This is a genomic window from Spirillospora sp. NPDC052269 (genome assembly GCF_040679435.1).
Lineage (GTDB): Bacteria > Actinomycetota > Actinomycetes > Streptosporangiales > Streptosporangiaceae > Spirillospora.
Genome location: NZ_JBFAUU010000002.1, coordinates 247,838 through 261,158, shown reverse-complemented (window position 1 = coordinate 261,158; position 13,321 = coordinate 247,838). Strand labels below are relative to the sequence as shown.

14 protein-coding genes are annotated in these 13,321 nt (G+C 72.4%); 6 read left to right on the top strand and 8 right to left on the bottom strand.

The features are described from left to right. Positions 1-2: 2 nt before the first annotated feature. The 4 genes from AB0L06_RS04580 to AB0L06_RS04565 form a co-directional block, all read right to left on the bottom strand. On the bottom strand, positions 3-1,319 hold the full coding sequence (locus tag AB0L06_RS04580; protein ID WP_500229532.1) for a dicarboxylate/amino acid:cation symporter: 1,317 nt from the start codon (positions 1,317-1,319) through the stop codon (positions 3-5). A gap of 201 nt (positions 1,320-1,520) precedes the next feature. Beyond that, entirely contained in the window at positions 1,521-1,607 is an 87-nt protein-coding gene (locus AB0L06_RS04575) for a putative leader peptide (protein ID WP_407920909.1), read from the bottom strand. Positions 1,608-1,698: 91 nt separating this feature from the next. After that, positions 1,699-1,923 carry a hypothetical protein gene (locus AB0L06_RS04570; protein WP_500229531.1) on the bottom strand — a complete coding sequence of 75 codons (225 nt, stop codon included), beginning with the start codon at positions 1,921-1,923 and terminating at the stop codon, positions 1,699-1,701. After that, on the bottom strand, positions 1,920-3,269 hold the full coding sequence (locus AB0L06_RS04565; protein ID WP_500229530.1) for a PspC domain-containing protein: 1,350 nt from the start codon (positions 3,267-3,269) through the stop codon (positions 1,920-1,922). The genes AB0L06_RS04570 and AB0L06_RS04565 overlap by 4 nt, the downstream gene beginning before the upstream one ends. A gap of 123 nt (positions 3,270-3,392) precedes the next feature. Here AB0L06_RS04565 and AB0L06_RS04560 point away from each other — a divergent pair, with 123 nt between their 5' ends. Together AB0L06_RS04560 and AB0L06_RS04555 are read left to right on the top strand one after the other, a co-directional pair. Then, positions 3,393-4,604: an ATP-binding protein gene (locus AB0L06_RS04560; RefSeq protein WP_500229529.1), complete on the top strand. Its 1,212-nt coding sequence runs from the start codon at positions 3,393-3,395 to the stop codon at positions 4,602-4,604. After that, the gene (locus AB0L06_RS04555) at positions 4,604-5,248 is read left to right on the top strand and encodes a LuxR C-terminal-related transcriptional regulator (protein ID WP_500229528.1); all 645 of its coding nucleotides are present in this window, start codon (positions 4,604-4,606) and stop codon (positions 5,246-5,248) included. Before AB0L06_RS04560 ends, AB0L06_RS04555 begins: the two co-directional genes overlap by 1 nt. A gap of 18 nt (positions 5,249-5,266) precedes the next feature. Here the strand turns inward: AB0L06_RS04555 and AB0L06_RS04550 are convergent, their stop codons facing one another. The 4 genes from AB0L06_RS04550 to AB0L06_RS04535 form a co-directional block, all read right to left on the bottom strand. Beyond that, a complete protein-coding gene (locus tag AB0L06_RS04550) occupies positions 5,267-6,430 on the bottom strand; it encodes an FAD-dependent monooxygenase (protein ID WP_500229527.1) in 1,164 nt (387 codons plus the stop codon). Positions 6,431-6,541: 111 nt separating this feature from the next. Continuing rightward, on the bottom strand, positions 6,542-6,991 hold the full coding sequence (locus AB0L06_RS04545; protein WP_500229526.1) for an SRPBCC family protein: 450 nt from the start codon (positions 6,989-6,991) through the stop codon (positions 6,542-6,544). A 100-nt stretch (positions 6,992-7,091) separates the two neighbouring features. Beyond that, entirely contained in the window at positions 7,092-8,042 is a 951-nt protein-coding gene (locus AB0L06_RS04540) for a nucleoside hydrolase (RefSeq protein WP_500229525.1), read from the bottom strand. A gap of 84 nt (positions 8,043-8,126) precedes the next feature. Next, entirely contained in the window at positions 8,127-8,855 is a 729-nt protein-coding gene (locus tag AB0L06_RS04535; protein WP_500229524.1) for a PIG-L deacetylase family protein, read from the bottom strand. Between the two features lie 83 nt (positions 8,856-8,938). On the opposite strand from AB0L06_RS04535, the gene dhaK reads away from it, so the two are divergent. The 4 genes from dhaK (at position 8,939) to pcrA (ending at position 13,300) form a co-directional block, all read left to right on the top strand. Next, positions 8,939-9,934 carry a dihydroxyacetone kinase subunit DhaK gene (gene dhaK, locus AB0L06_RS04530; RefSeq protein WP_500229523.1) on the top strand — a complete coding sequence of 332 codons (996 nt, stop codon included), beginning with the start codon at positions 8,939-8,941 and terminating at the stop codon, positions 9,932-9,934. After that, complete coding sequence (dhaL, locus tag AB0L06_RS04525; protein ID WP_500229522.1) at positions 9,931-10,569, top strand: dihydroxyacetone kinase subunit DhaL; 639 nt, start codon at positions 9,931-9,933, stop codon at positions 10,567-10,569. Before dhaK ends, dhaL begins: the two co-directional genes overlap by 4 nt. After that, positions 10,569-10,949, top strand: coding sequence for a dihydroxyacetone kinase phosphoryl donor subunit DhaM (gene dhaM / locus AB0L06_RS04520; protein WP_500229521.1), 381 nt, complete (start codon positions 10,569-10,571; stop codon positions 10,947-10,949). The genes dhaL and dhaM overlap by 1 nt, the downstream gene beginning before the upstream one ends. Before the next feature lie 89 nt (positions 10,950-11,038). Then, entirely contained in the window at positions 11,039-13,300 is a 2,262-nt protein-coding gene (pcrA, locus tag AB0L06_RS04515; RefSeq protein ID WP_500229519.1) for a DNA helicase PcrA, read from the top strand. The last annotated feature ends 21 nt before the right edge of the window (positions 13,301-13,321 follow it).

Here is a 13,321-nt window from a genome sequence, read left to right as displayed (position 1 = left end):
CGTCAGGCGGGGACGGGGACCGTCTCGCGCGGGGCGGACGGGACGTCCTTCGGGGCCGCGCCGAGGTCGCCCTTGGGGGCGTTGTAGAGGTCCTCGTCGAGGAGCTTCTCCGAGCGGGCCACGATCACCGGGATCGCGATCTGGCCGGTCACGTTCAGCGCGGTCCGGGCCATGTCGATGATCTTGTCGATGGCGATCAGGTAGCCGACCGCGGTGAGCGGCAGGCCGACCGTGGTCAGCGTCAGGGTGAGCGCCACCAGCGCCGGGCCGGGGGTGCCGCCGGTGCCGAGCTGGCCGATGACCGCGGCGAACGCGATCAGCAGGTAGTCGGCGAGGCCCAGGTGGATGTTCATGTACTGGGCGACGAAGACCGCCGCGACCGCCGGGTAGATCGCGCCGCAGCCGTCGAACTTGATGGTCGCGCCGAGCGGCTGGGCGAAGCTGGCGTACTCGGGCTGGACGCCGTTGCGCTCGATCTGGACGCGCTGCGCGATCGGCAGCGTTCCGATCGAGGACGAGGAGATGAACGCGAACTGCAGCGCCGGCCAGGAGTTGCGGAAGAACCGCAGCGGCGAGACGCGGCCGAACACGCGCAGCAGGACCGGGTAGCCGATCAGCAGCATGATCGCGACGGCCAGGTAGATCGCGCCGGTGAACTTGGCCAGCGGCGTGAGCGTGGACGGCCCGTAGGTGGCCACGACCGAGCCGATCAGGAAGAACGAGCCGATCGGGGTGAGCCGGATGACCCACCAGACGATCTTCTGCATCACGCCGTACAGGTCGTCCACCAGGGCGGTGATGCGCTCGCCGCGCTCGCCGATCGCGACCAGCGCCGCGCCGAACAGCACCGCGAAGGTCACCACGCCGAGGACGTTGCCCTCCGCCATCGCCTTGACGATGTTGGACGGGACCAGGTTGTGCAGGACCTGGGTCCAGGTGACCGGGTCGGTCTCGGTCTTCTCGCTGGCGAGCTGGCCGAGGCCCTTGCCGGGGTTGATCAGGAAGGCGACCCCGAGGCCGACCGCGGTGGAGATCGCCGAGGTGATGACGAACCAGCCGAGGGTCTTGCCGGTCAGGCGGGCGACGTTGCCGACGTTGCGCAGCTTGCCGATGCTCACCACGATCGCGGCGAACACCAGCGGCACGACGACGATCTTCAGCAGCGACATGTAGACGTCGCCGAACGGGTCCAGCCAGTCGGTGGCGATCTTGCTGCCGTCGGCGGCGGTGTTGTTGATGACGGCGCCGACGGCGACGCCCAGCACGAGCGACAGCACGATCTGCTGCCAGAACTGCCACTTCCAGACGCGAAGGTTCACAGGCGTTAGCTCCAGGGACGGTTCACCTGCGGCCGGCAACGCGGGCGCCCCACGCCGTCCGGACGGAAGGGTCCGGGGGCGGAAGCAGGCGGGCGTTGACCCGTGGGCGGGCGTGCATCAGGAGGCACGATCCGTGGGCGCGCGCGGTCGGGCGCGTCCGCCGACGGCGGGTGAACGAGGGTAAGGACGAGAGAGGGGGCGTCAGCCGTTACACAGCACGCTGGCGAGGCGACACAGGTCGACGTGCAACCTGGCCACGAGCCAAATCTTCTTCTCGGAGAACCTCACGAGAGAATTTAACCTCAATGTCCGGTTTACATGTTCCCCTGGAGCGGGGTGATTGTCATCACATTTCGGAAATGGCCGTCACGAAACGACCCTAGGCCCGGTCCCGGCGCTGGCTCTTGATCACTGCCTGGACGATCCCGAGCAGCCCCATCAGGACGAGCACGACCCCCGCGACGACCATCGGGTCGCCCACCGAGCGCCCGCGCACCGCGCCCGCCACGAACAGCCCGGCGACGGCGAGGTAGAACACCCCGGCGAGCGGGGCGGCGGGGTCGAGGCGGCGCCTGGTCCGCGTGTTCTCGTTCCTGTCGTTCATCGGTTCACCTGTACGTCTCCGAGGGTTCCGCGGATCTTGAGGGTGATCACGGCCGGGTCCGAGCCGCCCGCGGTCGGTTCGAGCACCTCGGTCGTCCGCGCGTTCGGGCCGTTGACCGTGCGCTCCTCCACCCGGATGTCACCGAACTTGACCCGCGCGTCCAGCTTCACCCGTGCGGTGGCGGGCAGTTCCACCCGCAGCTGGCCCGTCCAGACCGCCGCCGAGACCTCCAGCCGCTGGCCCGGCTTCACCGGCAGCGCGGTCAGGTCGAGCGTTCCGTTCCCGATCGTCACCCGGTAGTCCTGCGCGGTCTGCGCCACGTCCGTGGGTCGCCACATGATGTCCCCGTACTCTCCGCCGCGTGGAGCAGTCGCGGCCACAGACGTCGTCAACAGCGCGAACGTGAGCAGGCATGCCACGGTCGCCAGGCCTCGCACCCGGTAGCGGACGCCTGCCAGCAGGCCCGCTCCGACCACGGCGAGCGCCGCGGCGAGGACGAGGGTCCAGCCGTCCCAGTCGTTCCGGCCGGACAGTTCGAGGTTCGCGGTGATCCCGCCCGCCAGCGCGGCCAGGCCGATGAAGAACCAGGTCAGGGGCGACTTGGACCGGTTCCGGCAGTGCGGTGCCGCCGGGGCCGGGGCCGGGGCCGTCCCCGGACCGTCCTGCCCGCCGTATCCGCCGAGGTCGACCGCACCCGGGCCGTGCCGGTGGGGCGTGTCGTCGAACACCGAGCCGGGCGTGTCCGCCGCGCCGGGCGCCCCCGAAGAGCCCAGCGTGGAGAGGTCGATCATGCCGTCCGGCATCGGCGCGCCCTTGGGCGGCGGTGAGCGGAACTCGGTCTCGGCCGGGGCCGTGGGCGGATGGCCCGCCAGCCGCTCCGGCAGTGTCCGGGCGACGCTCACCAGGTTGACGCCGCGTGCGTGCGCCACCAGCAGGATCAGGCCGAACACCGTCAGCACCGCGACGGCGTCCGTCGAGACGCCCGAGCCGATCACGCTGAGCACCACGCTCGCGCCGAGCAGCAGACCGAGGACGGCCAGCACCCCCGACGCGTCGAACCGGCGCCGGAACAGCCGCTCCGCCACCGACGTGGCGGCCGGGTGGTCCGGCATGAACAGCACCGCCAGGACGTAGAGCAGGATGCCCTGCCCGTGTGCGAGGGTCAGGACGCCGAACCCGACCCGGTACACGACCGGGTCGATGCCCGTCCGCGCGCCCAGTCCGGAGCACACCCCTGCGAGGAAGCGTCCCTCGGCGGAGCGCGACAGCCGCGTCACCCGGCCGGACGGGGCCGCCTCGCCGGGCGGCGGCGCCACGCCGGCGCCCTGCTGCTGATCGGTGTCCATGTCACCATCGTGGCCCCCCGGCCCCGCGCGCGGTATCGGGGACGCCCCTGAGCCGACCCTGAGAACGGCACTGGGGGATGTCCCGGATGGCGTATTCCTCCCGGTCGTGTGACCATCGTTGACGTGGGAGAACGCGACGAGAGCGGGAGTGACGCGGCGCCCGCCGCGGAGCGGCCGGAGCGGCCGCGGCTGGAACGCGCGCGCCAGGGCCGTCTGGTCGCCGGAGTGTGCCGCGGGCTGGCCGAGCACCTCGGCATCGACGTGCTGCTGGTGCGGGCCGCCTTCGTGCTGCTCACGGTCGCCAGCGGCATAGGCGTGGCCGCCTACGGCGCGTTCTGGGTGCTGGTGGCGTCCACGCCGCCGCCCGACGCCGCCCTGAACGCGAGCGCGCCCCGCAAGCCGGGCCGGGACTGGCGGCAGCTGCTCGCCTACACCGCCGTCGCGGGCGGGCTGTCCATGCTGACCTGGGGCGCCGGGTTCACCGAGGTCGCGCTGTGGCCGTTCGTCGCGGGCGCGATCGGCGCCGCGATCCTGTGGCAGCAGGCCGACCGGGACCAGCGGCAGCGCTGGGTCCTGCCGCTGCGCCAGCGCTGGTGGCGGACCGTCCTCGGGCTGCTGCTGGTGGTCGGCGGGATCGGCGGGTTCGTCGTCCGCAACGTGGACGCGGCGCAGGCCCGGTCCGTGGTGATCGCGATGCTGGTGATCGCGACCGGCGTCGCGGTGATCGTCACGCCCTGGATCGTCCGGCTCTGGCAGGACCTGGAGGCCGAGCGGTACGAGCGCGTCCGCTCCCAGGAGCGCGCCGAGCTCGCCGCGCACATCCACGACTCGGTGCTGCACACCCTCACGCTGATCCAGCGGAACGCGCACGACACCCCCGAGGTGCAGCGCCTCGCCCGGTCCCAGGAACGCACCCTCCGCGCCTGGCTCTACCAGCCGAAGCCCGAGGAGGGCGGCACCTTCGCCAGCGTCCTGAAGGACGTCGCGGGCGAGGTCGAGGACGAGCGCGGCGTCCAGATCGAGATCGTCGTGGTCGGCGACTGCCCCCTGGACGACAAGGTCGGCGCGATCGTCCAGGCCGCCCGCGAGGCCATGGTCAACGCCGCCAAGTACTCCGGCACCAAGGACGTGTCGGTGTTCGCCGAGGTCGAGGGCGACGAGGTGAGCATCTTCGTCCGCGACCGCGGCAAGGGATTCGACCTCGACGCCGTCCCGGAGGACAGGATGGGCGTGCGAGGGTCCATCATCGGACGTATGGAACGCAACGGCGGCACGGCGAAGGTGCGCACGGCCCCGGGCGAGGGCACCGAGGTGCGTTTGGAGATCAAGAGGTAATGAGCGAGTCCCCGTTGCGGAAGGTCGTCCTGGTGGACGACCACCAGATGTTCCGGACCGGCGTGAAGGCCGAGCTGGGCGGGTCGGTCGAGATCGTCGGCGAGGCCGGCGACGTGGACGAGGCGGTCGCGGTCATCCGCGCCACCACGCCCGACGTCGTCCTGCTGGACGTCCACCTGCCGGGCGGCGGCGGCATCGAGGTGCTGCGCCGCCTGACCGGGGCGGTGCCGTCCCGGTTCCTGGCGCTGTCGGTGTCGGACGCCGCCGAGGACGTGATCGGGGTCGTCCGGGGCGGCGCGCGCGGCTACGTCACCAAGACCATCTCCGGGCCCGAGCTGACCGCCGCGATCGACCGCGTCGCGGACGGCGACGCGGTCTTCTCCCCGCGGCTGGCCGGGTTCGTGCTGGACGCGTTCGCCGCCAGCGACGTCCCCTCGGTGGACCCCGAGCTCGACCAGATCACCCAGCGGGAGCGGGACGTGCTGCGGCTGATCGCGCGCGGCTACGCCTACAAGGAGATCGCCAAGGAGCTGTTCATCTCGGTCAAGACGGTCGAGACGCACGTCAGCAGCGTCCTGCGCAAGCTCCAGCTGTCGAACCGGCACGAGCTGTCCCGCTGGGCCGCCGCGCGCCGGCTCGTCTGAGGCCGCGTCCCCGGCGGGTCAGTAGTCCTTGAGGACGTAGGCGTTGGTCAGGGCGGCGAAGTCGTCGTCGAGGCCGGCGGCGTTCTCGGCGATCAGGTCGGCGGCGTCCTTGTCCTCGCCCTCGGCCGGGAGGCCGCGGAGCGCGAACGCCTGGTTGCCCTTGACCCAGTCGCGCAGCTCGTCCTCGTAGACGGCGAACGCCTTCTCGTGGTCGCCGTCCGCGGCCTTCAGCTCTCCCGCCAGGACGTACGCGCCGACCATGGCCATGCTCGTGCCCTGCCCGGACGCCGGGGACCCGCAGTACCCGGCGTCCCCGAGCAGCACGACCCGGCCGCGCGACCAGCGGTCCAGGCGGACCTGCGCGAGGGCGTCGTAGTGGAAGTCCGGCGCGTCCCACATGTGCTCCAGGAGCCGCGGGACCTCCCAGGACGCGCCGGCGAGGCCGTCGGCGAGCAGGCGCTTCTGCTCGGCGACGTCGCGGGGCAGCGGCTTGCCCTGGTCTCCGAACATCGCGTAGGCGCGCAGCTCGGTGTTGTCGCGGACGGTCATCACCATCGCGCCCGCCGTGCCGGCGGCGTCGGAGAAGTGGCCGATCTGCCACCGGTCCAGGCCGAGGACGTTCGGCATCGTCCACACGGCCATCGCGGCGGAGCGGAGCGGGACATACCCGGCGTCCGCGCCGAAGACTAGGCGGCGGGTCGTGGAGTGGACGCCGTCCGCGCCCACGACCAGGTCGAACGTGCGCGGCCCGGCCTTCTCGAAGGTCGCGCGGATGCCGTCCGGGCCGTCCTGCAGGCTCGCGACGCTGTCGCCGAAGACGTACTCGATCCGGTCGCCGGCGGCCTTCACGATGATGTCCGACAGGTCGTCCCGGAGGACCTCCACGTCGGGGGAGTCGAGGGGGCCGCCGCTGAGCGTGTGCTCCTCGCTGCGGTGGAGCTCGTTGCCGTCGCCGTCGACGATCGACATGCCGCGCAGGTTCGTCGCGTGCGCCCGGATCTCGTCCAGCACGCCCATCCGCTCGGCCACACCGAGCGCCGTGCCGCGCACGTCGATGGCCTGCCCGCCGGGACGGAACCCGTCCGCCCGCTCGACCACGGTCACCTCGAAGCCGTACCGGTCCAGCCAGTACGCCAGCGTCGGCCCGGCGATGCTCGCCCCCGAGATCAGCACCTTCGTCATGGTCACGTCCCCTTTCGTTCGGTACGTGACCAGCCTGCCGAGCGGCCCTGACGCGGCGGTGAGCGCGAGCTGAGCCCCGCTGACATCCCGCTGACAGCCTGGGAGGCGCGGTCAGATGTGGCCGGGGCAGCCCGGTTCGCAGTGCTCGCAGTGCCGGGCGACGCGGCGGGCGAAGTCGTCGAGCATCCGGTGCAGCAGCGCGGCGGTGAGGGCGCCCGTCCCGGGGATCAGCGGGACGATCTCCGCGCTCCACCGGATCACCGTGTTGTCGCCGCTCGGCACCAGCCGGACGTCCGCGCGGTAGTGCCGGATCGGCAGGCCGGACTCGGCGACGTACGCGTAGTGGCCGGGCCGCTCGAACGTGACGACGCGTTCCTTCGCCGGGCCGATCCGGCGGACGGCGCCGACGCCGTCCGGCTCGCTCTCACCGGTCTGGACGCGCCGGGACGCGAACGGGAACCAGCCCCACGCGTTCCACGCCTCCGCGACGGCCAGATGCTGGAAGAGCAGCTCCGGCGGTGCGGCTGCGGTGGCTGTGGCGGCGAAACGGCGGACGGACATGGGGCGGCTCCCGGGACGGCGGTACGCAAACGGTAGTCAGACCGTCCCGGAAGCGACAACAGCGGGTGAGAAGGAGCTGGTCGGTGAGGCTAGGGAGGGGCTAGAAGGACAGGACGGCGGCCAGCAGCCGGTCCTGGAAGGCGGTGACGTCGGAGCCGACCGCGACCCGCACCGGACGCCGGTCGTCGGACGCGGGCAGCGACCGGGCGTCCCAGACCGTGGCGCCGCGGGTCAGCTCGCCGCGCAGCTCCACCCGGACGGGCCGCTCGACGTACTCGCCCAGCTCCGGGTGGAGCGCGAGCATCGCGGCGAGCGCGTCGTGCACGACCGCGCCGCGCCGCTTCAGCGTCGGGGTGTAGGCGTCGGCGTACCACTCCATGATCTGCGAGGCGAACCGTCCGACCGGGCTCTCGTGCGCGGCGAGCCGGGCCAGCCAGTCCGCGCCGACGGCGGTCGGGTGCGTGGCGTCGAGCGGGACGAGCACGACGGGCCAGTCCGCCCCGAACACCAGGTCGGCGGCCTCGGGGTCGTGCCAGATGTTCGCCTCGGCGTGCGTGGTGATGTTGCCGGGGTGGTCGAACGCGCCGCCCATGATGACGACCTCGCGGACCAGCGACGGCAGCTCGGCGTCCAGCAGCAGCGCGGCGCCGAGGTTGGTCAGCGGCCCGGTCGCCACGATCGTCAGCTCGCCCGGGTGCTCCCGCGCCAGCCGGGAGATCTGCGTCGGGGCGGACTCGCCGGTCGGCGCGCCCTGCGGCTCGGGCAGGTCGAGGCCCGCGAGCCCGTTGGAGCCGTGCCAGTCGAGCGCGAAGTGCACGTCCTGCGCCATCGGACGGCCCGCGCCGATCGCGACCGGCACGTCGTCCAGCCCGGCCAGCTCCAGCACGCGCAGCGTGTTCAGCGCGCCGGTCGGGGAGTCGATGTTGCCGTGGACCGTTCCCACGCCGAGGAGCTCGGCCTTCCCGGCGCGCACCTCGGCGGCCAGGTAGAGCAGCATCATCGCGTCGTCGATGCCGGTGTCGCAGTCGAAGAGGATCTTCGAGGGGGTCAAGCGTTCTCCTGGAGGTCACACGCCCTTCCGGGGGCACCCGGAAGGGGCGAACGAGTCCCGGACGGTCGAGCGACCTCCGGACGGTCAGGCGGTGTCGACGATCTGGAAGGACTCGGCCAGGCGGCCCTCGCCGAACCCGGCGGCCACGGCGCTCGCGCCCATCCAGCCTCGCAGCATGTTCTCCAGTCCGTCGCCCATGTGGGCGGTCTGGGAGGCGTGCGCCTTCAGCGCCGCGAGCTTCCGGTCGAACTGCTCGGTGACGTCGAGGTAGAAGTCGGGGGTGGGGCCGCCGGACATCCACACCTCCCGCGCCGTCCAGGCCTCCAGGCCCTCCTCGCGCAGCTCGGGGAAGGCGTAGGGGTTGCGCGCGTCGGGGTAGACGGCGTCCAGGGTCGCGCCGCCGACGACCCGGTGGTCGGGGTGGCTGGGGGCGATCCGCTGGTAGTTGCGCTCCGGGCTGTGCGTCATCACCCGGTCGGGCCGCACCTGCCGGATCACCCGGGCGATGTCGCGGCGCAGGCCGAAACCGGGTTCGAGGCGGCCGTCCGGGTAGCCGAGGTACCGCACGTCGGTCACCCCCACCGCCTCGGCCGCCGCGCGCTGCTCCTTGCGGCGCAGCTCGGCCATCTCCGCGCGGGTGACGCCGTCGTCGAACCCGCCCGCGTCCCCGTCGGTGACGATCAGGTAGGTGATCTCGACGCCCGCGTCGGTCCAGGACGCCATCGTCCCGGCGGACCCGAAGTCCACGTCGTCCGGGTGCGCCAGCACGGCGAGCACGCGGTTGATTTCGCTCAGATCCAGGACAGTCCTCACGAAGCTCACCCTAAACGTCTGGATCAGGGTCTGGCACGGCCCGGCCCGCCTGGTCGAGGCGGAAACCTGGGTAGAGCAGGAACATGCGCAAACTCATCAACGCCCCGTCCGACGTGGTCGCCGACGCCCTGCGGGGGCTCGCCGCCGCGCATCCCTCACTGCGGGTCGATCCGGAGGCCCGGACGGTCGTCCGCGCGGACGCGCCGCGCGCGGGCAAGGTCGCCCTGGTCTCCGGGGGCGGCTCCGGGCACGAGCCGCTGCACGCCGGATTCGTCGGATTCGGGATGCTGGACGCCGCCGCGCCCGGCGAGGTCTTCACCTCGCCGACCCCCGACCAGATCCTCGCCGCGACCCTCGCGGTCGGCGGCGACGCCGGGGTCGTCCACATCGTCAAGAACTACACGGGCGACGTCCTCAACTTCAAAATGGCCGCCGACCTGGCCGACGACGAGGACGTCCAGGTCGAGCAGGTCCTCGTCGACGACGACGTCGCGGTCGTCGACAGCACCTACACGGCCGGACGGCGCGGCATCGGCGCGACCCTGTTCGTGGAGAAGATCGCGGGCGCGCTGGCCGAGGACGGCGCGCCGCTCGCGGCCGTGGCGGGCGTCGCGCGCGAGGTGAACGAGCGGTCCCGGTCGTTCGGGGTGGCGCTGTCGCCGTGCACGGTCCCGGCGGCGGGGCGTCCGACGTTCGAGCTGGCCGAGGGCGAGATGGAACTGGGCATCGGGATCCACGGTGAACCCGGCCGCGAGCGCGTCAAGGCCGGGACCGCCCAGGAGATCGTGGACGCGTCGCTCACCGCGATCGACGCCGACATGCCGCTCTCCGGGCAGGAGCTGATCGTCCTGGTCAACGGGATGGGCGGGACGCCGCTGATCGAGCAGTACGTCGCGGCCGGGGCGGTCGCCGACTGGCTGTCCGGCCACGGCGCCACGGCCGTCCGCACGCTGGTCGGCCCGTACGTGACGAGCCTGGAGATGGCGGGCTGCATGATCTCGGTCTGCCGCGTCACCCCCGAACTGCTCCGCTTCTGGGACGCCCCGGTCGAGACCCCGGCGCTGCGGTGGGGCCGATGAGCGCCGCCTTCACCTCCGCAAGCGCCGCCGCCTGGATCCGTCGCGCCGCCGAGCTGATCTCCGCCGACGCCGACCGGCTGACCCGCCTGGACGCCGCCATCGGCGACGGTGACCACGGCCTCAACCTGGACCGCGGCTTCACCGCCGCCGTGGCCGCCCTCCCGGACGACGACACCCCGCCTGGAGGCGTTCTGATCGCCGCCGGACGCGCGATCATCTCCAAGACCGGCGGCGCGTCCGGACCCCTCTACGGGACGGCCCTGCGCCGCGCGGGCAAGGCCCTCGGCGACACCGGCGAGGCGTCCGCCGAGCAGCTCGGCAAGGCCCTGACCGCCGCGGTCGCCGGGATCAGGGAACTGGGCGGGGCCCAGCCCGGCGACAAGACCATGCTGGACGCCCTGACCCCCGCCGCCGAGGCCTTCACCGCGTCCGCCTCCACCGGCATCCCCGAAGCCGCGAAGGCCGCGGTGGCGGCGGCCGTCCAGGGCGCGGAGGCGACCGTCCCGCTCGTCGCCCGCAAGGGACGCGCCAGCTACCTGGGCGAACGCAGCGCCGGGCACCTGGATCCCGGCGCGGCCTCGTCCGTGCTGCTGATCCGCGCCCTCGCCGACGCCACGACCCGGACGGAGGCCTGATGGTCGGAATCGTGATCATCTCCCACAGTCGCCCGCTCGCCGAGGGCGCCGCCGAACTCGCCCGCGAGATGGGCGTCGGCAAGGCCGTGGTCGAGGCCGCCGGGGGAGGCCCCGACGGTGGCCTCGGCACCAGCCCCGACCTGGTCGAACAGGCCGTCGCCACCGCCGACGACGGGGACGGCGTGCTGCTCCTGGCCGACATCGGCTCGTCCGTCCTCGCCGCGAGGCTCCTCGTGGAGGACTACGAGGGGCGGGCCGTCCTCGCGGACGCGCCGCTGGTCGAGGGCGCGGTCGCCGCCGCGTCCGCCGCCGCGGCCGGAGTCGACCTCGACGGCGTCCGCGCCGCCGCCGAATCCGCCCGCGACCTGCACAAACGCTGATCCTTCCCGTCCGGGCGCGGCGGACGGGCCGCAAGCCCCCCGCCGCGTTCGGACGCGTATGTCGGTGGCGGACCGTAGACTCGCGAGTGATGTCGAAGACCGAAGCTCACCCCTTGCTGGACGGCCTGAACCCGCAGCAGCGCGCCGCCGTCGAGCACGCCGGAAGCCCTCTGCTGATCGTCGCGGGAGCGGGTTCCGGCAAGACGCGCGTGCTCACCCACCGGATCGCCCACCTGCTCTCCGAGCGGGACGTCCATCCGGGCCAGATCCTCGCGATCACCTTCACCAACAAGGCCGCGGCCGAGATGAAGGAGCGGGTGGACGCGCTGGTCGGCCCGCGCTCCCGCGCCATGTGGGTGATGACCTTCCACTCCGCCTGCGTGCGCATCCTGCGCCGCGAGGCCGGGCGGCTGGGCTTCCCGTCGAGCTTCTCGATCTACGACCAGGCCGACGCGCAGCGCCTCATGGCGCTGGTCTGCCGCGAGCTCGACCTCGACCCGAAGCGGTACCCGCCGAGGTCGTTCAGCGCCCAGGTGTCGAACCTGAAGAACGAGCTGATCGACTACGAGACGTTCAAGGCGCGGGCCTCCACCCACATGGAGCAGACCCTCGCGCAGGCGTACGAGATGTACCAGGCCCGGCTGCAGCAGGCCGGGGCGATGGACTTCGACGACCTGATCATGCTGACGGTCAACCTGCTCCAGGTCTTCCCGGAGGCCGCCGAGCACTACCGGCGCCGGTTCCGGCACGTCATGGTCGACGAGTACCAGGACACCAACCACGCCCAGTACGAGCTGGTCCGCGAGCTGACCGCGCCGGTCGAGGGCATCGGCCCGGCCGAGTTGTGCGTGGTCGGCGACGCCGACCAGTCGATCTACGCGTTCCGCGGCGCGACGATCCGCAACATCCTGGAGTTCGAGCGCGACTACCCCGACGCGCGCACGATCCTGCTGGAGCAGAACTACCGCTCCACCCAGACCATCCTGTCGGCGGCGAACGCGGTGATCGAGCGGAACGCCGACCGCAAGCCCAAGCGGCTCTGGTCCGACCAGGGCGAGGGCCACAAGATCACCGGCTATGTCGCCGACAACGAGCACGACGAGGCCGCGTTCGTCGCGAGCGAGGTCGACAAGCTCACCGACGCGGGCGACGCCAAGCCCGGCGACGTCGCGGTCTTCTACCGGACCAACGCCCAGTCCCGTGTCTTCGAAGAGATCTTCATCCGGGTCGGGCTGCCCTACAAGGTCGTCGGCGGCGTGCGCTTCTACGAGCGCAAGGAGGTCCGCGACCTGCTGGCCTACCTCCGGGTCCTGGCCAACCAGGAGGACACGGTCTCCCTCCGCCGCATCCTGAACGTCCCCAAGCGCGGCATCGGCGACCGCGCCGAGGCGTGCGTCGAGGCGTACGCGTCCCGCGAGCGCATCTCGTTCTGGCAGGCCCTGCGCCGCCCCGAGGACGTCCCGGGCATGGCGACCCGCTCGATCAACGCCGTCCGCGAGTTCGTCGCCCTGCTGGACGACCTGCGCGCGTCGGCCGAGACGTCCACCCCGGCCGACCTGATCGAGCGGGTCCTGCTGAAGTCCGGCTACATCGCCGAGCTCCAGGCCTCCAAGGACCCGCAGGACGAGACCCGCGTCGAGAACCTCCAGGAAATGGAGTCGGTCGCCCGCGAGTTCGAAGAGCGCCTCGACGGCGAGTCCGCCGAGGGCCGCCTGCCCGACTTCCTGGAGCAGGTCGCGCTGGTCGCCGACGCCGACTCGATCCCGGGCGGCGCGAAGTCCGGGGCCGTCCCGCCCGGGGAGCGTCGCGACCAGGACGACCAGGGCGTCGTCACCCTGATGACCCTGCACACCGCCAAGGGCCTGGAGTTCCCGGTCGTCTTCCTGACCGGCATGGAGGACGGCGTCTTCCCGCACCTGCGGGCCATGAGCAACCCCAAGGAGCTGGAGGAGGAGCGCCGCCTGGCCTACGTGGGCATCACCCGCGCCCGCCAGCGCCTCTACCTCTCCCGCGCGACCATGCGCAGCTCGTGGGGCGCCCCGCAGGTCAACCCGCCGTCCCGGTTCCTCGCCGAGGTCCCGGCGAACCTGCTGGACTGGGAGCGCGAGGCGTCCAGCGCCTTCGGCTCGGCCGCGACGCGCGTCGCCGCCCGTCCGGCGGTCCGCGCCCCCGGCGCCCGCGCGATCCCCAACCTGGCCCCGGGCGACAAGATCACCCACGACTCCTTCGGCCTCGGCACGGTCGTCTCCGTGGAAGGCGCCGGGGACAAGGCCGCCGCCACCGTCGACTTCGGCGGCAAGGACGGCGAAAAGCGCCTCATCCTGCGCTACGCCCCGATCGAAAAGCTGTAGTTTGCCGCGAAATGCCGTCTG